The organism is Halobacillus sp. ABD4_316 (assembly GCF_056161385.1).
The window spans coordinates 1,038,985-1,061,806 of sequence record NZ_JBSWZA010000001.1; the positions used below are offsets into that span (position 1 = coordinate 1,038,985).

Below are 22,822 nucleotides of genomic sequence, written 5' to 3' on the forward strand. Positions count from 1 at the left end.
TTAGTTTTCCAAGCCCTCAACGAACACCGTGTCTGCGTCTCCCCAGAGTCTTTCCAGGTTGTAATAATGACGTTCATCTTTATGGAAGATGTGACACACGACACCGTTCAGATCAATCAACACCCAGCGGGCCTGCTCAAAACCTTCCATACGTTTCACTTCCATACCATTCTCTTCAGCCTGAGCCTTTACTTCTCTGGCAATAGCCTGTACCTGTCTTTCATTGGATCCTTCACAAATCACGAAGTAATCCGCGATTAACGATACATCCGCCATATCCAATACGACGATATCCTGAGCTCTTTTTTCATCACAGGCCTGTGCGGCCAGTGTTACTAATTCTCTGCTTTCCATGAGTTTCCTCCCTTATTCATCCTATATCTCTTTGGGTCTCTTTCTGATTATAATAAATCATTATAGGCATGAAACGTGTCCGGATAAACGGTCCTTCCCTTGCCGACCAAAAATACAATGGTGTTTTTTAATGCAAGGAGACAGGCTTGATCCAAATCCGTTTCCGCCGTTTTACGGACTTCATCAACTCCGGGGAAGTTCCGACCGGGTTCAATGTAATCCGCTAAAAATACAACTTTATCCAAAAGACTCATCTGTTTCTTTCCTGTCGTATGACAGGATACTGCACTGGAAACCTCGGGATCTGTCAAATGAATTTCCTGTTCCAGCATCAGGGCTCCAACAGGGCCGTGCCAAAGCTCATGATGATAATCAAGAAGATCTTTAGGCAGACGTCTGTCGCTTTCAATCCAACTCCTCATCAAGCCCCTGTCCTTGTACTTGGCATAATCATGGAGGGCACCGGCAAGGGCTGCCTTTTTTACATCAGCGCCAAAGCGCTCAGCGAGGATGACTGCCTCATCAGCGACTCTGACAGTGTGGTCAAAACGCTCTTGTTTAAGAAAAGGTTTGACGTACTCCAACGCTTGTTCACGAGTCATTTCCATAGAGGTGATGCTCCTTTATATAAGAATTCACCGCTTCCGGTACGAGGTAACGGACACCTTTTCCATCTTTAAGTTTTTCCCTGATCATGGTGGAGGAAACATCGACACCGGGGATCTCTACATAATGAACACCGGCTTCCGGATTCCACTCATACCCCGGCCGCTTCACTCCGACAAAATCCACAATGGTTTTCAGTTCATTTATTTTATACCATTGCGGCAGATTTTGTACCATATCTCCACCTATGATAAAGAAAAAATGGTGATCCGGGTATTCGTTATTCAAAAGTGTCAGCGTGTCATAGGTATAAGATGTTCCCTTTCGAACAAGTTCGATATCACACAAACGAAAATCCGGATGACCGGCAATCGCCCGTTCTACCATCTCCAGACGAAGGTCAGCATCTGTCTGTGATTCTTTTTTATGAGGTGGGATATAGGACGGCATAAACCAGACTTCATCCAGCCCCATATCCTCCCGGCAGTATTCAGCCATTAACAAATGTCCATAATGGGGTGGATCAAACGTTCCGCCGAGGATGCCGATTTTTTTCATAAGGGCATCCTGCTTTACGGCAGCTCAATCTGCTTATTTTCTTTAGATTCTTTATACAGGATGATCGTGCTTCCGATCACTTGTACGATATGGGCATCTGTAGCATCTACAATTTCTTCTGCTACAGATGCGGGTTCTTCCAGACAGTTCTGCAGAATGCTGACCTTGATCAATTCACGCTTTTCAAGGGCCTCATTGATCTGTGTCGTCATATTTTCATTGACCCCTGCTTTACCAACCTGAAAAATCGGCTGCACCTGGTGGGAAGCCGCACGCAAATGCTTTTTCTGTTTACTTGTTAACATGTTATTCCCCTTTCAACTTTCGTTCGAACTTTTCAAGGAGCGGATGCGCTTCAGGATGAAGATCCGTCCAGATTTGGAAGGCATAAACCGCCTGCTGCAGCAGCATTTCATGGCCAAAATGCAGACGGGCTCCTTTTTCTTCCGCTTCTTTTAAGAAGCTCGTCATCAGCGGCCGGTAGACAATATCACTGACCACCGTACCTTCCTTGATATTTTGAAGCGGCATAATGGATGTATCATCATTCGGGCTCATGCCTACCGTGGTGGTTTGGATAATTAAATCATATCCCCCGGCTGCTTGTTCAGCTTCCTCAATGGTAACTGCTCTGGCAGCGTGGTCACCACCGGTTTCAGTAATCATAGCCTCCGCTCTGCTGATCGTCCGGTTCGCTACATCGACCTTAACCTCTGCCTGGTCCATCAGCGCGGCAAAGATCCCTCTGGCCGCTCCTCCGCTTCCAAGAAGCAGAACGTTGATTTTCTGATGAAAAAGATCTGGAAAACGTGCCTGAAGCGAATGCAGAAACCCTGTTCCATCTGTATTATAGCCGATCCAGCCATCAGATGTCCGCTTGACTGTATTCACAGCACCCAGCTGCTCGGCACTCGCGTCGATTCCGTCAAGATATGGAATGATCTTCTCCTTATAAGGAACCGTCACGTTGAAACCATCCAGCTGCTGTTTTTTGATCTGATCGATCTGCTCATCGAAATCTTCCGGTGTGATTTCGAACAGGTGATATTTTCCTTCAACCCCCGTCTGTTCCATCAATTGTTCATGAATCCATGGAGACAGCGAGTGTCCGACCGGAAATCCTGCCAAGCCGAATGTAAACAAAAAATCTCCCCCTAAATGAGTGATGAACGAAGGGATACTTTCACACCTTCCGGCACGTGAGCCGTTACTGTGACATCTCCTTCTGGAACAGTGATCCATCCCAGTCCCGAAAATACGATATCTGTCTTAGGCTCCGTAATTTTCAACGTCTGGGCTTTCAAAGGAGGCAGCTTCTCTTTTGTATCCTGATCCGGTGGTGTTAGAAGCTCCCCTAAATGATTTTTATACAAGTCATCGGCTTTTTCCATTTTCGTCCGGTGAATGTGGAGTTCATTGGAGAAATAACCGATAAAGGACGAACGCTCCCCTTTTTCAAAATCAAGCCTGGCCAGTCCACCGATAAACAGAGTCTGTTGTTCATTCAGCTGATAGACCTTCGGCTTCACTTCTTTGCGGGGTGTAATCAATTTCAAGTCTTTATCCGACACGTAGTGGGCCATCTGATGACGGTGGATCACCCCGGGTGTATCGAACATAGAACTCTGCTCATCCAGCGGGATATCGATGAATCCAAGAGTCGTTCCCGGGAAGTAAGAAGTCGTAATCGCATCCTTCACTCCTGATGTGTTGGAAATGAGGGTGTTGATGAACGTTGATTTTCCTACGTTCGTCGTCCCTACTACATAAACATCTTTTCCGTTACGGTAATCCTCTACGGCTCTTGATAATTCTTCGACACCCTGGTTTTTTTCAGCGGAAATCAGGAACACATCCTCGACTTCCAAACCATTTTCCCTGGCGGATCGCTTCAGCCAGTGCTTCACCTTGTTATGGTTCACTGACTTTGGCAGCACGTCCATCTTATTCCCTACAAGAAGAACAGGATTATTCCCGGTCAGTCGTTTCAAACCTGGAATAAAACTTCCATTGAAATCAAAAATATCAATCAGCTGGATGACGAGGCTTTTCGTCCCATTGATCTGATTGAGCATCTCCAGGAAATCATCATCCTGATACGGCACATCCTGCACCTCGTTATAGTGTTTCAGCCGGAAGCACCGCTTGCAAATGATGTCCTCCCGATTTAAAGCGGAAGCGGGGGCGTAACCCGGTTGTTCAGGGTTTGTTGTCTGTATGTCCGCTCCGCATCCCTGGCATTGAATCTCTGCCATTATCCATCTCTCCTCTGCCATGTAATTTTCCCTTTTCTTCTCATCCAGTTTAAAATCCGCCGCTCAATCTTCCGGTTAAAACGGGTAACAAATCCGTCTGTTTCGACGATCGGTACGACGAGAATGGTATGGTAACCTGCAGAGTTGCCTCCAAGAACATCTGTGAGAAGCTGGTCACCGATAACAGCAACCTCGTTCTTATTTAAATTCATCTGCTTGCGTGCTTTCTTGAACGCTTTGGACAGGGGCTTCCGGGCGCTGTGAATAAAAGTGGCATCCAAAGGCTCCGAAAACAATTTCACACGCGCTTCATTATTGTTTGAAGCGATGGTCACCTGAATTCCATGACTGTTCATCTTTTTAAACCATGCCTGAATTTCTTCGGTAGCATCAGGAACATCCCAGGCTACCAGCGTATTATCCAGATCTGTGATAACACCTTTGATTCCTTTGTCCTTGAGTTCCTGTGGATCTATATCAAATACACTTGGAACGTGTTCATCAGGCAGAAAATTATTTAACATCAACTCACTCCATCTCTTATACAACGGCAAAATCTCCTTCACCATCATATACAAAATTTCATTATGTTTCAAAAGGTCTTCCATTAAGAACAAAATTCGTTCGACATTTACCGACAAAACCGGGCTGTGGATAAGTTTATACACATTTTCCACACAGTAACTTCTTTGTTATCACTAAACCTAGATGGTTTTTTCAATTAGTTATCTACATTTTCTTGTAGATAACTTCTATATTGTGGCAAATTTCGGGTCATGGTAAGGTAAACATACATTCAAAGACGGACGTTGAGAGATTAAGAAAACGGGAGGTGACTGTCACATGAGTGACAGCGGTATGAAGCAATTATCGGATTCCCTGCTTATACAATCTTACCACAAAGCTATTGAACTCAATCTTTCCGAAGAATTTGTCGAACAGATCAGTAATGAAATCAAAAAAAGAGCCATTCAGAACCAATTGGAAAAAACGATTCCCCGCGTCGGGTAGATAAAATAAACAAGCTTCATCGTAAACATTCGTTTCTCTCTGGAGAATGAATGTTTTTTTGTGTTTTTTTATTTTTATTATTGATGTGTCTCTTCTTATTTATAAGGAAAGACTAAAATAAGTCTACAACATGCTGCTGCTGGTATGCTACAGTTGAATAATGACCGTTTTTTTGATTACAATTGAATGGATACAAGGCTGTCATCATCCCTATACGAACCAAATAGATGAAACATAGCCAAAGGAGGAATTATCCGCATGCTGGTGGCCGTATTACTGCCTTTTATTCTTGCTGTTTTCATTCCATTCTTAAGCAGATGGAAAGAAAAGCTGCACCCGGGCTTTTTTGTAACACTTGTGCCTGTGGTCATTTTTATTTACTTTGTCCGTCATATCGGAACAGGTTTTGAACCTGTCGTCCAGGAATACTCATGGATTCCCTCGCTTGGGATCAACATGGTTTTCCACCTGGATGGCCTGAGTCTGCTGTTTGTTCTTCTTATCAGTGGAATCGGTGCCTTAGTGGCTTTCTACTCGATTTACTATCTACATAAATCTGAGCAGCTGGGCCATTTCTACGTGTATTTTCTTATTTTCATGGGATCGATGCTCGGTGTCGTTCTCTCCGACAACGTATTTGCCCTGTACAGCTTCTGGGAATTTACGTCATTGTCTTCTTTCCTGTTAATCGGTTTTTGGAATTATAAACAGGAATCTCGGTATGGTGCACTTAAATCCATGCTGATCACCGTGTTCGGGGGCTTGAGCCTGCTGGGTGCGTTGATTTACATGAGTGTGTTAACGAATACAACAAGTATCCGAGCAATGATTGATCAGCAGCAGCTGGTTTTAAACAGTGAATACTTCCCGCTGATTTTAAGTCTGCTTCTCTTAGGGGCTTTCACGAAATCCGCACAGTTTCCTTTCCACATCTGGCTCCCTGATGCCATGGAGGCACCGACGCCTGTCAGTGCTTATCTTCACTCAGCAACCATGGTTAAAGCAGGGATTTATTTAGTTGCCAGGTACTCTCCGATGTTATCTTCCAGTGAATGGTTCTTCATTATTGTGTCCACAGCTGGGATTGTTACATTATGCTGGGGATCTTATATGGCTGTCCGTCAGACAGACTTGAAAGGAATTCTCGCCTTTTCCACCATCAGTCAATTGGGAATGATTATGGCGATGCTCGGTTTCGGAACGAAAGCCGCCGTGTTTGGCGCAGTATTCCATATTTTGAACCACGCTACCTTTAAAGGGAGCCTCTTCATGGTTGCCGGAATCATTGACCATGAAACAGGGACAAGGGATATCCGCCGTCTTGGCGGCTTGATGACTTATCTGCCGATCACAGCGACGCTGGCTGTTTTTGCCTCATTCTCTATGGCCGGTGTCCCGCTGCCGTTCCTAAACGGCTTCTATAGTAAAGAAATGTTCTTTGAATCTTCCCTTCACCTGGAAGCATCAGCCGCTGGTTTCTCTGGTTTTATGATGAGTGTGATTCCTTACCTGGCTGTTCTGGGGAGCATTTTCACATTCGTCTATTCCATGTATTTCTTCTTCGGCACCTTCCGAGGACGTGCGAAGATTGATCAGCTTCCGAAAAAACCACACGAGGCTCCAATCGGAATGCTTGTATCTCCGATGATTCTGGTCGCTGGTGTGATCATTATCGGTTTATTCCCGTTCCTTGTGAACGGATCGTTCATCGCCCATGCGGCGGAGGCCGTTAAAGGCACAACCCTTGATGAAAAACATATTACATTCTGGCACGGTATTATCCCGCCGTTTGTCATGTCCTTAACCGTTGTGGTTTTCGGTGCAATTCTGGCCATATCAAGGAAGGTTTGGTCACCGGTGTACAACTTCCTGCCTGGACGTCTGAATCTGAACAAGTTTTATGATGGGCTTGTCGATCGGACGGAGAGGTATTCCGGAGTCATCACCAAAGGCTATATGAACGGATCGCTCGGGCGCTATGTCCGCTTGATTCTTGCAGCCATCTTAATCGTCAGCTTTGCCTTTATGGCTCTGACCGGCGGATTTACCGTGGATACGTCCAACTTATCCAGAATTACCGCACCTGAAATTGCTGTAGCTGTCACTATGGTCTTGGCAGCCATCGGTACAGCCCTGACCAACAACCGGATCGCGGCCATTTTAATTCTGGGAGTCGTTGGATACGGACTTTCCATGCTGTTCGTCCTTTACAGGGCTCCTGACCTGGCCTTGACTCAGCTCATCGTGGAAACCGTAACAGTAGCTCTATTCCTGCTTGTGTTCTATCACCTTCCTAAGCTGAAGAAGAAAGATCAGCCGATGAGCACGCAGGTTCTTAACGTGATTATCTCTGTCGGCTTCGGGGCACTCATGACAATGGTTGCCATCTCCGCCCACAGCAGTAAATGGTTTGATTCCATCGCCGAATACTTCGTTAAGAACTCCTATAAGCTTGGAGGCGGAGATAACATCGTCAACGTCATTCTTGTTGACTTCCGTGGTCTCGATACGTTGTTTGAAATCGTCGTTCTCGGAATCGCCGCCATGGCCATTTACGGATTAATCCGATTAAAGAAACCGAAGGAGGATGAATAACAATGGAATTCATTATGGCTGTATTAGCCGGTATTTTATTCACCACCGGCGTGTATAACCTCCTTCAAAAACAATTGCTGAGAATCATTATTGGAACGGGGCTCATTTCCCATGGAGCCCACTTGTTCATTCTTACAATGGGAGAGCTGAAACGGGGGGCACCCCCGGTTCTGACAGAAGGAATCGAGAAGTACACAGATCCGCTCCCACAGGCTTTGATTTTGACGTCCATTGTTATCAGCTTTGGGGTCACCAGCCTTCTGCTGGTCCTTGCCTATCGTGCCGCTAAAATCAATGGTACGGATAATATGGAGCAACTGAGGGGTAACGACTATGAGTAATTTAGCTATACTGCCGATTCTGCTGCCGCTTTTGGCAGGAATCATAACTGCCTTTATACACAAGAAAACAAAACTGGTCCGCTCCTTTTCCCAGATTACAGCGGTGATCAACCTGATTGTGGTTGGGTACGTCTTTATGACCATCCGCAGTCAGGGGACAATCGTCCTTGAGGTCGGAAGCTGGGAAGCACCGTTCGGAATTGTTCTTGTCGGTGATTTATTAGCAGCCGTCCTCGTTCTGACCACCAATATCATTGGTGTGGCGGCCGTATTTTTCGCTCCGAAGTCTTTAACAGAAAAAGAAGAGTCCTTCTATTTTTACAGCTTTTTCTTCCTGCTGATTGCAGGGGTCAGTGGAGCCTTCCTTACCGGAGACTTATTCAACCTCTTCGTTTTCTTTGAAGTTCTATTGATGGCTTCGTACGGATTGATCGTTCTCGGGAATGGAAAAGCCCAGCTTCGGGAATCGATTAAGTACGTCTTAATCAACCTGTTTTCTTCCATGCTGTTTGTTACAACGATCAGCTTTCTCTACTCTGTTGTGGGAACCGTCAACATGGCGCAGATTGCCCAGCGTGTGCAGGAAGTCGAACAGCAGGGGATCTTAACAACCATTGGCATTCTGCTGTTTTTCGTTTTTGCTACAAAAGCAGCCGTGTTCCCGCTGTACTACTGGCTTCCAAGACCTTATTCAGCACCGAATGCCGTCGTTTCTGCACTCTTTGGAGCGCTGCTGACGAAGGTCGGAATCTACTCTATCCTGCGGACCTTCACACTTATGTTCAATCAGCAGGTGGATATGACGCATACCTTGTTCATCTACCTCGCCGCACTGACAATGATCTTCGGTGTGATCGGCGCTTTATCCACTCACAACGTGAAGCTGATTGTTGCGTATAACATCATTCCAGCTGTCGGGTTCATGCTGATGGGGATCGGGATCTTCTCTGAAGTTTCTCTAAGTGGTACGGTGTATTACCTTATTCATGACATGATTATTAAAGCCGCCCTCTTCATCCTGGCCGGTGCCACGGTATATGTGGCCGGCACATCGGATTTAAGAAAAATGGGAGGCTTGATCCACCACTATCCTTTACTCGGGTGGATGATGTTCCTTGCTTCTCTTGTTCTGGCCGGAATACCTCCGTTCAGCGGATTTATCGGCAAGCTGCAGTTGATCCGGGGAGCTGTTGGGCAGGAAGAAGTTATGATAGTCATTGTGGCGTTGATGTCGAGTCTGTTGATTCTATTCTCGATGATTCGTATTTTCATCAGAGGATTCTGGGGAGACAAGACCGATATCCCTCGGCCGGATCGGAAAGAAAAAGGCAGCCGTATGGTTTACCCGGCTGTATTTCTATTAACGCTTTCCGTGCTGTTAGGCGTTGGCGCTGAATGGTTCTTCCCCGTAGTGGAGTCCATCGCCCAATACTTAATGGATCCGGAAATCTACATTGATTCTGTATTAAAGGAGTAGAAGCCGATGCCATTACAAATTGTACTGAACATCATTATCGCCATCATGTGGATGTTCCTGAGTGAAAGTTACACATTCACCTCTTTTCTTGTCGGCTATATTCTCGGGATTATTCTTCTGTTTCTCTTACGTCGTTTCGTCCCTGATTCCTTTTACATGAAACGGACGTGGAAGTTTGTCCAGCTGATTCTCCTGTTTGTACGGGAGCTGATCCTGTCCAACCTGGATATACTGAAATATGTGTACAAACCGAAGCAGGATATGCAGCCGGGGATTTTCGCCCTTCCCATTGATGTAAAAACGAATTTTGAAATTACGCTGCTTGCCAACCTGATTACATTGACCCCTGGAACGCTGTCTGTTGTAGTCAGTGAGGACCATACAAAGATTTATATTCATGCGATGGATATTCCCGACGTACAGGAAAGCATTAATGATATTAAGAATTCATTTGAAAAACAAATCATGGAGGTGACACGTTAAATGGAGGCTGTTTTAGATACAACACAGACACTGATTGAAACTTCAGCCATCATCGCCATTGTAGCGGTTGCTGCATCTGTCATCCTTCTTCTTTACAGAGCGATTCTCGGTCCGACAAACCCGGACCGGGCCGTTGCTCTGGATACCATCGGAATTAATTTAATGGCCCTCGCAGGGCTGATTGCCGTCCTGCTTGTGACAACCAAATTCAATGACGTCGTGCTGCTGATCGGAATTCTCCTGTTTATCGGAACAGTAGCTCTGGCGAAATTCTTAGAAAAGGGTGTTATTATTGAGCGGGACGTGGATTAACCTCATCTTTGATATTGTCATTTGTCTATTCCTGCTGAGCGGTGCCTTTTTCCTTGTTTCAGGGTCCATTGGGATTCTTCGGTTCCCCGATGTCTATACCCGTCTCCATGCGGCTACAAAGAGTTCTACACTCGGAGTGGCCGGCATAATGATCGGTGCATTCCTCTTTCTCTATGTAGAGAATGGAATCGTCAGCGGGAAACTGCTGCTTGGAATCTTCTTTGTCCTTCTGACCGCCCCTGTATCCGGTCATATGATTTCGAGAGCCGCCTACCGGGCCGGCGTGCCCCTATGGGATAAAAGTGTGCAGGATGATTATGCAGAAGATCTGGAAAAGGAACGAAAAAACCAGGCTCAGGATTCATAAAGAATTAAGAAGCGTAGACAAACGTTTTTATACGTCAAAACCCGTGCGAGTTTCAAACACCGCACGGGTTTTTCTTTATCATGAAGATCTTCCTCATCTCCTTCGTTATGCCTTTTATTTTTAATTGCAGACAAGCACGGAGCCCCTTTTCTCTACATACACATGAGATAGGCAGTTGCCTAATTCATGAGGAGGTGCATCCATGAGCAGTCTGATTGCTTCGATCCTTTATTTTTTCAAAGAGTCCCTCTTTTTCATGTCCTATGTAAAAAACCAGGCCTTCCCCAACCCCCTCTCACCGGAAGAAGAAGCCAAGCAGCTCCAGTTGATGGCCGAGGGCAGTCATGAGGCACGGAACAAACTGATCGAACATAACCTCCGTCTTGTGGCACACATCGTCAAGAAGTTCGAGAATACGAAGGAAGATTTCGAGGACTTGATCTCGATTGGAACGATAGGACTGATCAAGGGGATTGAAAGCTACTCGACTGGAAAAGGAACAAAACTGGCCACTTATGCCGCCCGGTGTATCGAAAATGAAATTTTAATGCACCTCAGATCCACGAAGAAAATGAGCAAGGATGTTTCCCTTCAGGATCCGATCGGACACGACAAGGAAGGGAATGAACTCAACCTCCTCGATATTCTGCAGGCAGATGTCACCGACATCGTTGAGGAAATCCAGCTTCACATGGAGCTTGAAAAGATCAAGGATTTTATTAATGTGCTTGATGATCGGGAAAAAGAGGTGATCATCTTCAGATATGGGCTGAATCAAACAGAGGAGAAGACACAGAGGGAGATTGCCAAGGAACTTGGGATATCAAGAAGCTATGTCTCCCGTATTGAAAAAAGGGCATTAATGAAGATTTTTCATGAATTTTATAAGCAGAGTAAGCAGGGAGGCCTTTCATAAAAAAAGCTTCATTGACTATTGTCAATGAAGCTTTTTCGGTATTTATTCCCCGACCGACTGCTGTTTCCACTTTTTCATTTTAAGAATCATGAAAAAGGCAGCCGCTGATGAAGCGGATATAACAGGGTACATATATAAATGAGCCCGGGATTCATACACATACAGACTGATTAACGCTCCTGCATAAAGATAAGCGCTTAAAATGATGAGTGTCAAAACAAATCTTTGATAGTCTTTTAATTTCACGGATGAAGCTTCTCTTGATGCCAACTCCTCCACCTCCCGATTTCCATCATCGTATCATAATGGAGGTATCAAAAAAGGTGGAAAAGGCTGTCAATCGGCTTCGATCATCGTCATGATCATCTGTGCTGCATTTTCGGCAGCAACAGGTAGAAACTGATCAAAGGAAATGGAAGACTCTTTTCCCGCTATGTCGGATAACGCACGCAGCACGACAAAGGGCGTGCCGTATTTGTAGCAAACCTGGGCGATGGCTGCCGCTTCCATTTCGGCAGCGATCATTTCAGGAAAGCGGCCTCTGACGAAAGCCACCTTCTCCGGATCCTGCATAAAGGAATCACCGGTCGCAATAATTCCTTTGGCCGCACGGGCATTTGTGCTCCCGACCGCCTTCATCGCTTTTTCCACCAGGACAGTGTCCGCCTCATACATCGCCGGCATACCAGGCACCTGGCCGTAGGCGTACTTGAAAGCTGTTACGTCAACATCGTGATGCGTAACAAAGTCGGATACGACAATATCTCCGACTTCCAGGTCTTCAGCGAAACCACCCGCGGATCCGGTATTGATGACACTTTCAATCTCATACTGCTCATGCAGAATGGTTGTCGAAACAGCTGCGTTTACTTTGCCGATTCCTGATTTAAGGAGAACGACTTTTTTCCCTCGCAGCATGCCTTCGATAAACAAGCTCCCAGCCGTTTCTTTTTCTACCTTATCCGTCATTTCCGCCTGCAGGCGTTTGACTTCCTCATCCATTGCTCCAATAATTCCAATCGCCATCATCCATACGTCCTTTCTATCTTTCCACGACTTTTTCTTTTAGTACTTCCAGTTTCACCGGTTTGTATCCTTCGTTGTCCACCCATTGGACATGCACACGAAGATAGCCGGTTTCACTCTTATCAGAAACGGTGGCTACAGCTTTTTGCGGGCCGCCATCGTTTCCAATCCACCAATAAATAATATTGTCCTCAGAAAGGTTCACAGCGCTTCTGACAGCTTCCTGAAGCTCTTTGTAGTCCTGTGTACCCTCAATGTACGAAATGCCGTGACTGCCGTTCGTATCCATTTCTGTCGGAATAACCGGCCAGTCCTTAGTTACGACACTTTCTACGTTAGGGTTGTCGCTTTCTTCTATCTGCAGGCCTTCCTCTTCCTTAATCGGCTCCAGTTCTTCAAATCCTTCCAGGGATACGCTTGTTTTGTCAGGATCGGCTTCTTCCTCAGGTTCTTTTTCAGTTTCTTTCTCTTGTTCCTCCTGGGTGCCATCCTTTGTAGTGTCCACCTGCTGTTCTTCCTCCGGATTCTGAGCTTGTCCGGTCTGATCATCTCCGTTAAATAACATCAAAGAAATCAACAGCACTGCAAATATCCCGGCCGCTCCAGCAAGCCACGGAAGTCGTTTGGTCCATTGACGCTTTTTCTCAAAACGCCCGGTACGGGACTCGGATGTATGCTTATCTGCCATGTTCATTTCCTCCTTTGAATACGCCGTACATTATACAATATCCGGCTGTTATGACCAATCCATCCAAGGTCCTCTCTATTTCCCGGGGAATAACAGCTCCCCTTTGGTCTATAAATATAGATGAAGAAAAAGACAGGGGCATCCCCTGTCTTTCGTTCTATTCCACCGTAATAATTTGAACGTCAATCTCTCCACCTGGTGTGGCTACTTTCACTTTATCACCGACAACGTGCCCGATCAGGCTCTGGGCCATCGGAGAATCGTTGGAGATTTTCCCTTCGAAAGGATCAGCTTCTGCACTGCCGACAATGGTATACGTTTCCTCATCTCCATCAGGAAGTTCCTTGAAGGTTACGGATTTACCCATTGTTACCGTGTCAGGATTCTGATTGTCATTCTCAATAATAACGGCATTGCGGATCATATTTTCCACCTGTGTGATACGCGCTTCAACAAAGGCCTGCTCGTCCTTCGCTGCATCATACTCCGAGTTCTCGGAAAGGTCGCCGAAGCCGCGGGCAATCTTAATCCGTTCCACCACTTCTTTACGGCGCTCTGTTTTCAGGTGATGAAGCTCATCTTCGAGCTTCTGTTTTCCTTCTTCTGTCATATAATAACTTTTTTCTTCTGCCATGGTCCGTCTACACTCCTTTAGTACAAGAAAAAATGAGATGTCCTTAATATAGGAAATGAGCAGTACATCTGTACGCTCATTGTAGAGATTTACTATACTTTACCCGAGGACATAAAGTTTTAGAACTACTATTGAAAACTATGCCAGATTTTTGCCAGTATTTCAACTATTTTCTTCGTCTATCAGTAAACCCTTTTCATAGAGAACCGTCTGGATTTTCGAAGCCATCAGATCAATAGCCACGTGGTTCTGTCCACCTTCTGGAATGATGATGTCCGCATACCTTTTCGTAGGTTCTACAAATTGAAGATGCATCGGGCGGACGACATTAATATACTGCTCAATCACCGAATCCAGGGTGCGTCCCCGCTCATTAATGTCCCTCATCATGCGGCGGATAATCCGAACATCAGCATCTGTGTCGACAAACACTTTAATATCCATCATATCACGGAGGCGCTCATCCTCCAAAACAAGGATCCCTTCAACAATGATGACTTCCTTCGGCTCCACGTGGATCGTCTCATCCGAACGGGTATGCATTTTATAATCATACACCGGCTTTTCAACGGATTTCTGGTCGATCAGCTGTTGGAGATGTTCCATCAACAGGTCATTATCAAAAGCAAGAGGATGATCATAGTTCGTTTCAAGTCTCTCCTCAAAAGGGACATCGCTTTGATCCTTATAATAATAATCCTGTTCGATCATCAATAAAGTTTTATCCGTGAAGCGCTGGATAATGGATCTGGTAACACTCGTTTTCCCAGAACCTGTACCACCTGCTACACCAATGACTACCGGTTTATCGTTCATAGTTACGTGGTTCTCCTTTCATCCCATCCGTGAGTCAGCTGTGACTGCTTTTCTTCTTTGTAATGGCAACGCCGTCCCCGATGGGCACAATCGTTGTATCATAATCCGGGTGTTTGACAAGCCATTCGTTGAACTTACGGATTTTACCCGCTATTTTCGCCATCCGTGGACTGGCTTCCCGGTCATCAGCAACATAGCCTTTAAATAGAACGTTATCCGTAATGATGACGCCGTCATCCTTCAGCATCGGGGCATATAAGTGGAAAAATTCCTCATACTTCCCTTTGGCTGCATCAATGAACAGCACATCATACGGGCCTTCTTCACGTGCTTGGTCCCCTGTTTCCAGCGCATCCCCAAAGATGACAGAAACACGGTCCCCGGCCTCTATGTTTTCTATATTTTTCAAGGCTTCCTTATAGCGCCATTCATCTCTTTCAACGGTCGTAATACGGGCTGCAGGATAGGCCTCCAGCATACACAGGGCTGAATAGCCGATGGCTGTCCCGATTTCCAGAATCCGCTCCGGCTTCTGCATACGGATCAGCTGCATAAGGAAGTTCATTCCCAACGGCTCCATAATCGGTATCTTATGTTCTTCAGCGAACGACTCCATATCTTGAAATGATTTGGAAGGCTTCGAGAGCAACGATTGTAGGTAATTCTCCTGCTCCATCCTGCTTCATCCCTTCACATCAAATTTACATCATTTTTACAACCCCATTATTTTAACACAAATCTCTCTGGTAACGCCATTGTTCTTTAGAGCTGCGTTCGTTTACAGAAACTTCAGAACCCTCTCGTTAAAGGGGGGATTACGGATAGCAAGGAAGGATGCTTCTATGTTTTCCTATAAAAGGAACGGGACACTCATGAAAGAATGTCCCGTTCTAAACTGCATTTGCACAGGTAATGCGCAGTCATTTAATTGATGTATTTTTCTTTCAGCTCATTATGCTCTTTCAGCGTATCAGCATAATGAATTTCCCCCTCACTGTCTGCAAGGAAGTACAAATGATTATGCTCTACAGGTTCCACAGCTGCCTGAAGGGAGTTTTGATTGAAGTTGGAAATCGGTCCGACAGGCAGACCCTTCACATGATACGTGTTGTAAGGTGACTCAATCTCCAGATCCTTGTAGTAGACCTTTTCCTGATGCTCGCCTTTCGCATATAGGACCGTAGGATCGGTCTGCAGCATCATATCTTCTTCCAGCCTGTTATAAAAAACACCGGATATTTTCCGGCGGCTCTCTGCGGTCCGTGCTTCATTTTCCAACAGGGAGGCCATGGTCACTAAATCGTGGACATTTTCTATATCATCCAGTTCTTCGATTTGACTATAGTAGGGAGCGACTACTTTCGTTGTCTGGTCCAGCATTTTCCTCACGATTTGATCAATGCTTGGATCCTCGACATACATCGGATAGGTGGCTGCAAATAAGTATCCTTCCAGTGGATAACGGATATCCTCATCAAGGATATCCTCAGTCAGCAGCTGAGGGTAGTCTTCCATCAGCGTTTCCACATAAGAGACATCATTGATTTTGTCCATGAATTCTTCAGCAGTAAAGGAGAATTCTTCTGCGTAAATAGCTGCAATCTGCTCTATATTCTGTCCTTCCGGCACAGTTACAGTAAGAGCGGGATCCTTCACCAGTTTCCCGGATTTCAAAGATTCAATCACCTCATCCAATGTCATGGAGGATGTGAACTGATAGTCTCCAGCTTGAAAACCGGATTCATTTTTGAATTTTGTATAGAAGCGGAAAATCATATCATTTTTGATGATATCGTTCTCTTCAAGGATGGAAGCGATATTGGAAGTAGAGGAACCGAGCGGGATTTCCACATCCACCTGCTTATCATTTCCTGGATCGACAGGTTCGAGTGCGGATTTCACATAAAGGTACCCGGATATTCCTACGATGAGAATCACAAGTGTGAAAACCGTAAGAATGATGGCGACAATTTTTCTCACTTTGCCGGCTTCTTCTATTCTATTTTTCAATTTCTTTTGGTATTGGGATTTAAAGTCAGAATTAGACAACGGACTTCCTCCTTTCATCCGGTACATTATACTATAAGTAGAGAGAATCTTTCTACATATTCCCGGAATTTTCAACAATATTCGAAGAACGCCAGTGACATAGTTCTTCTTCTCAAGGGTATACAAAAACAATCGTCCCCATACAAAAAAGCTGCCGGGAGCTCCCGGCAGCTTTATCGTTTCATGCATTATGTCAGATTTTCATCTGTCAGCGTGTTGAGCATTTCCTCAACCATTTCCCACTCATCATCTGATTCGATCTGATAAAGAGCAAGATCGTCTTCCTCGTTGCCTTTTTCTTCAAAACGGAAAGCAAAGACTTCCACTTCCTCGCCATCCTTTTGTTCAGCTGGAATAACGGCGATATAGGAATGGCCGGTCTTTTCCACATCAAAAGTGAACAAGACTTCAAATAAATGCTCTTCCCCATTTTCATCAGGGATAATAATGCGCTCTTCTTTTTCTAATGCCATACAGACATCCTCCTCATTGTTTTGAATCTAAATAGCTCTGCAAAATCATGACCGCTGCCATTTTATCAATGACTTTCTTTCTTTTTTTCCGGCTCATATCAGCATCAAGCAGCACGCGTTCTGCTGCCATCGTCGTTAACCGCTCATCCCATAGATGGGAAGTGAGCTGAAATTCCTGTTCCAACCAGGAGGCGAAAACCTGGCTGGCTTCTCCGCGCGGGCCGACCGTGCCGTTCATATTTTTCGGAAAGCCGACAACGGCTTCCGTAATCTGATGATCGTCAATGATCTGTTTCAGCTCTTCCCGCGCTGTAGAATAGTCCTGTTCATCCCAGTGAAGTGTTTTAAGGCCCTGGGCTGTCCAGCCTAAGGCATCCGAGATGGCAATGCCTATCGTTTTTTCGCCTACATCCAAACCTATTTTTTTCATTTACTGCCCTCTTTATTCTCATTAATGTAAAATTTGACCAGTTCCTCGATCAGTTCATCACGTTCAATCTTACGGATTAAATTTCTCGCATCCTGATGACGGGGAATGTAGGCAGGATCACCGGAAAGCAGATAGCCGACAATCTGGTTGATCGGATTGTACCCCTTCTCCTGCAGCGCCCCGTAAACAGAAAGCAGTACAGACTGGACATCCTGATCGAAGGGTTCTTCTGAAAAATTAAAACGCATTGTTTTATCCATTGAACTCATTTCGGTCACCTCGCACATAAATGTATTTACTCCATTATATACCTAAATCTCGTTCAGGAAAAACTAAGAGTTTTGACCGGCATACTCTTTGGCGTACTGCAGCGCGTCCGGAATCTTGGAAGCGTCTTTTCCTCCGGCCTGAGCCATATCCGGACGACCGCCTCCTCCGCCGCCGCACAGAGTGGCGGCTTCTTTGATCAATTTGCCGGCATGATAGCCTTCTTCGACCAAATCCTTGGAAACCCCGGCAATCAACTGAACTTTTTCTCCATTTGGAGCAGCCAGTAGAATAATCCCTGAATCGATTTTCTGTTTCAAATCATCCACCATGGTTCTCAATGCGTTCATATCTTTTACATCCACCTGTTTCGCAAGCACATTTACGCCATTCACCTGCTCTACTTCATCGAGAATGCTGGCTGCCTCCATATTGGACAGCTTCGCGCCCAGGGAGTCATTCTCCTTCTGAAGATCCTTCATTTCTTTATGAAGGGTTTCAATGCGTTCCGGCACCTGTTCAGGAGATGTTTTCAATAGAGCTCCGGCCTGCTTCAGGACAGAAGCTTTCTGATTCATATAAAGATACGCATCTTTAGCCGTGACCGCTTCAATCCTGCGTGTCCCTGCCCCGATTCCTGATTCAGATACAATCTTGAACAAGCCGATTTCCGCTGTATTCAGCACGTGACAGCCTCCGCAGAGCTCCAGGCTGTAGTCGCCTACTTGAACGACTCGGACCGTCTCGCCATACTTTTCACCAAAGAGCGCCATCGCTCCTTTGGCTTTAGCTTCCTCAATGGAGTTGATTTCAATGGAAACCGGGATGGACTGCCACACTTTTTCGTTGACGATCGCTTCGATTTTTTCCATTTCCTCATTGGTTACCGCTCCAAAGTGAGAGAAATCAAAACGCAGACGATCTGGAGCGACAAGAGAGCCTGCCTGGTTCACATGCTCACCAAGAACATCTTTCAGGGCCTGATGCAGCAGGTGGGTGGCCGTATGGTTTTTCACAATGAACGAACGGCTTCCCTGGTCGACTTCTGCTGTGACCTGTGCCCCTTTTTCAATCGTTCCTTCCTTCACGAACGCTTCATGCATGTGCTGTCCGTTCGGAGCTTTTTGGACATTCGTCACTTCAAGCACACCGTGATCTGTTTTAATCCAGCCTTTATCGGCCATCTGTCCGCCGCTTTCAGCGTAGAATGGTGTTTCAGACAAGAAAAGATAAACGGTGTCGCCTTCCTCCGCTTTCTCGGCGAAACCTTTGTCTTTAATTAATTCCACCAACGTGGAAGGAACCGTAAGCTGATCATACCCGACAAAAGTACTGTCTACATGGACCTCACCAAGCACACCGTCCTGGACCTGCATGGAATCGGTTTTCTGGCGGGCACTGCGGGCACGTTGCCGCTGTTTCTCCATCTCTTCCTTAAAGCCGGCTTCATCAATGGTAAAGCCTGCTTCAGCTACATACTCTTCTGTCAGTTCTTTCGGGAATCCGTACGTATCATACAGACGGAACACTTCCGTTCCAGGGAAGACAGTGCTTCCTTTTTCCGTTTCCTCTTTCATGATGGTGGAAAGAATTTGAAGACCATCATTCAGTGTTTCGTGGAAACGTTCTTCCTCTGTCTGGATCACGTTCTGAATGAAGGCTTCTTTCTTCTTCACTTCTGGATAGAAATCGACCATGATATTGGAAACTTCAGGTACAAGCTTATACATGAACGGCTTATCAATACCGATCTGTTTAGCAAATCGCACCGCACGACGCAGCAGCCGGCGGAGAACATAGCCGCGTCCTTCGTTTGAAGGCAGAGCCCCATCGCTGACAGCAAACGTGACGGTTCTCATATGGTCCGCGATGACCTTGAAGGAAGAATCTCCTTCGACGCTGCCGCCGTATTTGTGTGAGGTCATTGTCTCTGTCGCTTCGATAATCGGTTTGAACAAGTCTGTTTCAAAGTTCGTCTCTGTTTTCTGGATCACACAGACGATCCGCTCAAGCCCCATCCCTGTATCAATGTTTTTCTTCGGAAGCGGCGTGTAGGTATCATCCGGATTGTGGTTAAACTGGGAGAATACAAGGTTCCAGATTTCCAGGTAACGCTCATTCTCACCGCCTGGATACAATTCAGGATCACCGGCGTCACTGCCGAACGCTTCCCCGCGGTCATAGAAAATTTCCGTGTTGGGTCCACTCGGGCCTTCGCCGATATCCCAGAAGTTTTCTTCAATGCGGATGATACGCTCTTCTGGAAGTCCGATGCTGTCTCTCCAGATTTGGAACGCCTCGTCATCTTCGGGGTGAACAGTTACCGAGAGCTTCTCAGGATCAAAGCCGATCCATTGGTCACTCGTCAGGAATTCCCAGGCCCATGCCATCGCTTCTTTCTTGAAATAATCGCCGATGGAAAAATTACCAAGCATTTCGAAAAACGTATGGTGACGGGCGGTAAAGCCGACATTTTCAATATCGTTGGTACGGATGGATTTCTGGGCATTGACAATTCTCGGGTTATCCGGAATCACGCGGCCATCGAAGTATTTTTTCAATGTCGCTACACCACTGTTGATCCATAACAGCGTCGGATCTTCGTGGGGAACGAGTGATGCGCTGGGTTCTACGCTGTGACCTTTTTCTTTGAAAAAGTCCAGAAACATTTGACGCACGTCAGCAGATGTCAAATTTCTCATAATAAAGCTGCCTCCTTAAGTATATATAGAGAGACCGTAACGAACGAAGAAAAATAAAAACTCCCGCCTCTGCCTTCATCGGCAGGGACGGGAGTTTTTCCGCGGTACCACCCTGGTTACAGGTTCTGCACCTGTCAGCTTGGAATGCCTGTAACGCGGCATAACTACGGCGGGGGTTAACCGCACTCGGGAATAGCGTTCAGCACGATCATGCAGCGTGTTTTACAGCCGGGAACACGCCTCTCTGTCCATGAATAAAGCACCTACTCGTTTCCTTCATCGTTTTCTTCGTTCAAAAAGTCTACGCTAAGCGTAATTATAGGGAAGTGTACTTCATCTGTCAATATGGAGCCTTCCAGCCCGTACTTCATCGATAATCACCTTCAGACACGTCAAAACCGGCACAGCCAGAATCAATCCGGGAATCCCTGCGATCTCCCCTCCCAGTAGAAGGGCGAAGATGATGAACAAAGGGTGGGTGTGGATACTCCGGCCCATAATGTAGGGTGATAATAGGTTCCCTTCAATCACTTGAATCAGGATGACAACGAGAAGGGTAAGGAGCAGGCTGTTCACCGACACGGTTACAGCGACCACAACAGCAGGAACAGCCCCGAGGATCGGACCGAAATACGGGATGATATTGGTGAGGCCCGCAATCAATCCGAGAACGAGCGGATAAGGAAGATCGATCAGCCAAAAACCAATAGCTGCCAGCACACCGACAACAAGACTGATGAGCAGCTGCCCCCGGATGTAGCCGCCAAGCGAGTGATTCAGCTGTACAGCCAGACGCCCGGCTTCCCTGTGCCACGTTCGCGGAAGCAAGGTGAGTAAATACCGTCCGATCATTTTGTAATCCTTCAAAAAATAGAAGGTCATCACAGGAATAACAGCAAGCAGCAGAATCATATTGAAAAGACCGCTGATTCCGGTAAAAACCGTCATCACTTTTTGACTGATCCATCCTTCAAAAGCTTCAAAACGCTGATCCAGTTTTTTATGAATCCCGTCCGGCAGCCGCTCGGTCTGGGCATACCACTCCTTCGTCCAGCCTTGATACGATTCCACAAGAGCTGGAAGATGCTCATTCAAAAGCTTCAATTGATCCAGCAGCCTCGGGATCCCTTTATAAAGTCCATAGCTCGCCAACGTAAAAAAAGCCAGAAAGATGACCAGAATGGCTATAGGCCGGGGAACACCGGTTTCCTCAAGTCCATGGACCAGTGGATGAAGCAGGAGCGAAAGCACGAGGGCCGCAGCAAAAGGGAGAAGAACCTTCCCGATCACTGCCAGCCCCTGCTCATAATAAGGAAAAAGCCAGGCCAGAAGCAGCAGGGACAACAAGGTAATAAAGAAGATGGTTAATCGTTTGAGCCACTTGGAAGAACGCTCACCCATGAAACATCAGGATCCCTGTTGGTAAAAGATATCATTCAGAGAACTGAGACTGCCATCCTCTTCGATCTGGTTGATATTGATTTTCCCATCCTCGACTGAAAGCTCCAGACAGCAGTTCCAACAGTAATACTGTTCACTACCGATTTTTCCCAGGTTTTTATTGTTACAATTCGGGCACCGCATAGGACATACTCCTTTTTTTACCCTTCAGTATGTCCTCATCACGGAAATTCATACCCCGCCGAGCACGTCCTTCACCCAGCGGATTCCTTCGTCCACTTCTTCGGGTGTTGGATTCACGTGCGGCGTATGTTCGAATATGAAGTATTTCCCCCTGCCTTCACCAAGCATCTGCAGCATTGGCTCCATGTCATACGCCCCATTCCATTTCCCTTTGTCCGGATGAAGCGGAATCCAGAAATACTTGTCTTCGATATAACAGACATTGTGAAGGTGTACGACAGACGTAAAAGGCAGGAGAGGCTCCACATACGCGCGCCAATTCTCCCCTGCCGCCATCCGGTAGTCTCCAAGATCGACACAGATATCCAGATCATAACGCTTCCACAGTTCAACAGGAAACCGCCACAGGTATTCCATCCCTTTACCTGAACGGTTCCGGCCGAGCTTGGGCTCACAGACAATTGGCAGAGCATAGGTTTCTTTCAATCTATGTAAAAATTTCAACCCTTCTTCGATTTTTTGAGAAGGGCTGGTTGAGGTTCCCGCAAAATAGGGAAAATGAACAAGCACATAGGCCGCCCCGTGCGCAGCAAGGCGGGCGACTTCCTGCTCAAATGCCTCCCTGGCCTGCTCCGGGTCCACAGCGACATGTTCAATCAAGTCGTACTTGCTCCTTCCCCTGATTAAAGGGGAGTGGATGCCGAAGCTTTCGAGGTGATGATCGTCGGTCATCTGCCTGAACGTCTGATAGGAGGCTTCATCCGGGAATTCACCAATTTCGACATGGTCCAGGCCTCGTTCAAATAAAAAAGAAAGCTGATCCGGATCGGATAATATCGTACTTCCTGACAGTCCTAATCTATGATTCAATGCAATCC

Annotated in this window: 29 protein-coding genes; 8 read left to right on the forward strand and 21 right to left on the reverse strand. The window is 46.2% G+C overall.

What is annotated here, in order from left to right:
• Genes rsfS through ACXAJH_RS05665 form a run of 7 tightly spaced genes read right to left on the reverse strand, consistent with a single transcriptional unit; the run spans position 1 to position 4,381 of the window.
• Positions 1-354 carry a ribosome silencing factor gene (gene rsfS, locus ACXAJH_RS05635; protein ID WP_027955332.1) on the reverse strand — a complete coding sequence of 118 codons (354 nt, stop codon included), beginning with the start codon at positions 352-354 and terminating at the stop codon, positions 1-3.
• Between the two features lie 47 nt (positions 355-401).
• Positions 402-962: a bis(5'-nucleosyl)-tetraphosphatase (symmetrical) YqeK gene (gene yqeK, locus ACXAJH_RS05640; protein ID WP_474993288.1), complete on the reverse strand. Its 561-nt coding sequence runs from the start codon at positions 960-962 to the stop codon at positions 402-404.
• Positions 946-1,518 (reverse strand): nicotinate-nucleotide adenylyltransferase, encoded by a 573-nt coding sequence (locus ACXAJH_RS05645; protein ID WP_474969046.1) that lies wholly within the window; start codon positions 1,516-1,518, stop codon positions 946-948. Before ACXAJH_RS05645 ends, yqeK begins: the two co-directional genes overlap by 17 nt.
• 14 nt (positions 1,519-1,532) lie before the next feature.
• Positions 1,533-1,823 (reverse strand): ribosome assembly RNA-binding protein YhbY, encoded by a 291-nt coding sequence (gene yhbY, locus ACXAJH_RS05650; protein WP_474969047.1) that lies wholly within the window; start codon positions 1,821-1,823, stop codon positions 1,533-1,535.
• Between the two features lies 1 nt (position 1,824).
• Positions 1,825-2,661, reverse strand: coding sequence for a shikimate dehydrogenase (aroE, locus tag ACXAJH_RS05655; protein ID WP_474969048.1), 837 nt, complete (start codon positions 2,659-2,661; stop codon positions 1,825-1,827).
• An 11-nt stretch (positions 2,662-2,672) separates the two neighbouring features.
• Positions 2,673-3,773 (reverse strand): ribosome biogenesis GTPase YqeH, encoded by a 1,101-nt coding sequence (yqeH, locus tag ACXAJH_RS05660; protein WP_474969049.1) that lies wholly within the window; start codon positions 3,771-3,773, stop codon positions 2,673-2,675.
• Complete coding sequence (locus ACXAJH_RS05665) at positions 3,773-4,381, reverse strand: YqeG family HAD IIIA-type phosphatase (protein ID WP_474970420.1); 609 nt, start codon at positions 4,379-4,381, stop codon at positions 3,773-3,775. Before ACXAJH_RS05665 ends, yqeH begins: the two co-directional genes overlap by 1 nt.
• A gap of 235 nt (positions 4,382-4,616) precedes the next feature.
• Here ACXAJH_RS05665 and sda point away from each other — a divergent pair, with 235 nt between their 5' ends.
• The 8 genes from sda to sigK all read left to right on the forward strand — a co-directional run bounded on the left by sda (position 4,617) and on the right by sigK (position 11,275).
• Complete coding sequence (gene sda / locus ACXAJH_RS05670) at positions 4,617-4,784, forward strand: sporulation histidine kinase inhibitor Sda (protein WP_474969050.1); 168 nt, start codon at positions 4,617-4,619, stop codon at positions 4,782-4,784.
• 258 nt (positions 4,785-5,042) lie between these two features.
• Complete coding sequence (locus tag ACXAJH_RS05675) at positions 5,043-7,379, forward strand: Na+/H+ antiporter subunit A (protein ID WP_474969051.1); 2,337 nt, start codon at positions 5,043-5,045, stop codon at positions 7,377-7,379.
• 2 nt (positions 7,380-7,381) lie between these two features.
• Entirely contained in the window at positions 7,382-7,720 is a 339-nt protein-coding gene (locus ACXAJH_RS05680) for a Na(+)/H(+) antiporter subunit C (RefSeq protein WP_027955324.1), read from the forward strand.
• Positions 7,713-9,197: a Na+/H+ antiporter subunit D gene (locus ACXAJH_RS05685; protein WP_474969052.1), complete on the forward strand. Its 1,485-nt coding sequence runs from the start codon at positions 7,713-7,715 to the stop codon at positions 9,195-9,197. Before ACXAJH_RS05680 ends, ACXAJH_RS05685 begins: the two co-directional genes overlap by 8 nt.
• A gap of 6 nt (positions 9,198-9,203) precedes the next feature.
• Positions 9,204-9,680: a Na+/H+ antiporter subunit E gene (locus ACXAJH_RS05690; RefSeq protein ID WP_474969053.1), complete on the forward strand. Its 477-nt coding sequence runs from the start codon at positions 9,204-9,206 to the stop codon at positions 9,678-9,680.
• Positions 9,681-9,992 carry a Na(+)/H(+) antiporter subunit F1 gene (locus tag ACXAJH_RS05695; protein ID WP_474969054.1) on the forward strand — a complete coding sequence of 104 codons (312 nt, stop codon included), beginning with the start codon at positions 9,681-9,683 and terminating at the stop codon, positions 9,990-9,992. It abuts the gene before it with no gap.
• Positions 9,973-10,359 (forward strand): monovalent cation/H(+) antiporter subunit G, encoded by a 387-nt coding sequence (gene mnhG, locus ACXAJH_RS05700; protein ID WP_474969055.1) that lies wholly within the window; start codon positions 9,973-9,975, stop codon positions 10,357-10,359. Before ACXAJH_RS05695 ends, mnhG begins: the two co-directional genes overlap by 20 nt.
• Before the next feature lie 202 nt (positions 10,360-10,561).
• Positions 10,562-11,275, forward strand: a complete 714-nt coding sequence (sigK, locus tag ACXAJH_RS05705) for an RNA polymerase sporulation sigma factor SigK (RefSeq protein WP_027955319.1) — start codon at positions 10,562-10,564, stop codon at positions 11,273-11,275.
• Between the two features lie 42 nt (positions 11,276-11,317).
• On the opposite strand, the gene ACXAJH_RS05710 is transcribed toward sigK, so the two are convergent.
• The 14 genes from ACXAJH_RS05710 to ACXAJH_RS05775 form a co-directional block, all read right to left on the reverse strand.
• Positions 11,318-11,545 (reverse strand): YrhC family protein, encoded by a 228-nt coding sequence (locus tag ACXAJH_RS05710; RefSeq protein ID WP_474969056.1) that lies wholly within the window; start codon positions 11,543-11,545, stop codon positions 11,318-11,320.
• A gap of 66 nt (positions 11,546-11,611) precedes the next feature.
• A complete protein-coding gene (gene mtnN, locus ACXAJH_RS05715; RefSeq protein WP_474993290.1) occupies positions 11,612-12,301 on the reverse strand; it encodes a 5'-methylthioadenosine/S-adenosylhomocysteine nucleosidase in 690 nt (229 codons plus the stop codon).
• A gap of 16 nt (positions 12,302-12,317) precedes the next feature.
• Positions 12,318-12,989, reverse strand: a complete 672-nt coding sequence (locus ACXAJH_RS05720) for a YrrS family protein (protein WP_474993291.1) — start codon at positions 12,987-12,989, stop codon at positions 12,318-12,320.
• A 157-nt stretch (positions 12,990-13,146) separates the two neighbouring features.
• Positions 13,147-13,623, reverse strand: a complete 477-nt coding sequence (greA, locus tag ACXAJH_RS05725) for a transcription elongation factor GreA (RefSeq protein WP_027955316.1) — start codon at positions 13,621-13,623, stop codon at positions 13,147-13,149.
• Between the two features lie 162 nt (positions 13,624-13,785).
• Positions 13,786-14,439: a uridine kinase gene (udk, locus tag ACXAJH_RS05730; protein WP_474969059.1), complete on the reverse strand. Its 654-nt coding sequence runs from the start codon at positions 14,437-14,439 to the stop codon at positions 13,786-13,788.
• A 34-nt stretch (positions 14,440-14,473) separates the two neighbouring features.
• Positions 14,474-15,115: an O-methyltransferase gene (locus tag ACXAJH_RS05735; protein WP_474969060.1), complete on the reverse strand. Its 642-nt coding sequence runs from the start codon at positions 15,113-15,115 to the stop codon at positions 14,474-14,476.
• Between the two features lie 248 nt (positions 15,116-15,363).
• Positions 15,364-16,488 (reverse strand): endolytic transglycosylase MltG, encoded by a 1,125-nt coding sequence (gene mltG, locus ACXAJH_RS05740; RefSeq protein ID WP_474969061.1) that lies wholly within the window; start codon positions 16,486-16,488, stop codon positions 15,364-15,366.
• Between the two features lie 188 nt (positions 16,489-16,676).
• The gene (locus ACXAJH_RS05745; protein WP_474969062.1) at positions 16,677-16,961 is read right to left on the reverse strand and encodes a DUF1292 domain-containing protein; all 285 of its coding nucleotides are present in this window, start codon (positions 16,959-16,961) and stop codon (positions 16,677-16,679) included.
• Positions 16,962-16,974: 13 nt separating this feature from the next.
• On the reverse strand, positions 16,975-17,391 hold the full coding sequence (ruvX, locus tag ACXAJH_RS05750; RefSeq protein WP_474969063.1) for a Holliday junction resolvase RuvX: 417 nt from the start codon (positions 17,389-17,391) through the stop codon (positions 16,975-16,977).
• Complete coding sequence (locus ACXAJH_RS05755; RefSeq protein ID WP_027955310.1) at positions 17,388-17,660, reverse strand: IreB family regulatory phosphoprotein; 273 nt, start codon at positions 17,658-17,660, stop codon at positions 17,388-17,390. The genes ruvX and ACXAJH_RS05755 overlap by 4 nt, the downstream gene beginning before the upstream one ends.
• A 63-nt stretch (positions 17,661-17,723) precedes the next feature.
• Entirely contained in the window at positions 17,724-20,360 is a 2,637-nt protein-coding gene (alaS, locus tag ACXAJH_RS05760) for an alanine--tRNA ligase (protein WP_474993292.1), read from the reverse strand.
• Positions 20,361-20,693: 333 nt separating this feature from the next.
• On the reverse strand, positions 20,694-21,761 hold the full coding sequence (locus ACXAJH_RS05765) for an AI-2E family transporter (protein ID WP_474969065.1): 1,068 nt from the start codon (positions 21,759-21,761) through the stop codon (positions 20,694-20,696).
• Between the two features lie 6 nt (positions 21,762-21,767).
• Complete coding sequence (locus ACXAJH_RS05770; RefSeq protein ID WP_169516199.1) at positions 21,768-21,944, reverse strand: hypothetical protein; 177 nt, start codon at positions 21,942-21,944, stop codon at positions 21,768-21,770.
• A gap of 48 nt (positions 21,945-21,992) precedes the next feature.
• Positions 21,993-22,814: a sugar phosphate isomerase/epimerase family protein gene (locus ACXAJH_RS05775; protein ID WP_474971209.1), complete on the reverse strand. Its 822-nt coding sequence runs from the start codon at positions 22,812-22,814 to the stop codon at positions 21,993-21,995.
• Between the last annotated feature and the right edge of the window lie 8 nt (positions 22,815-22,822).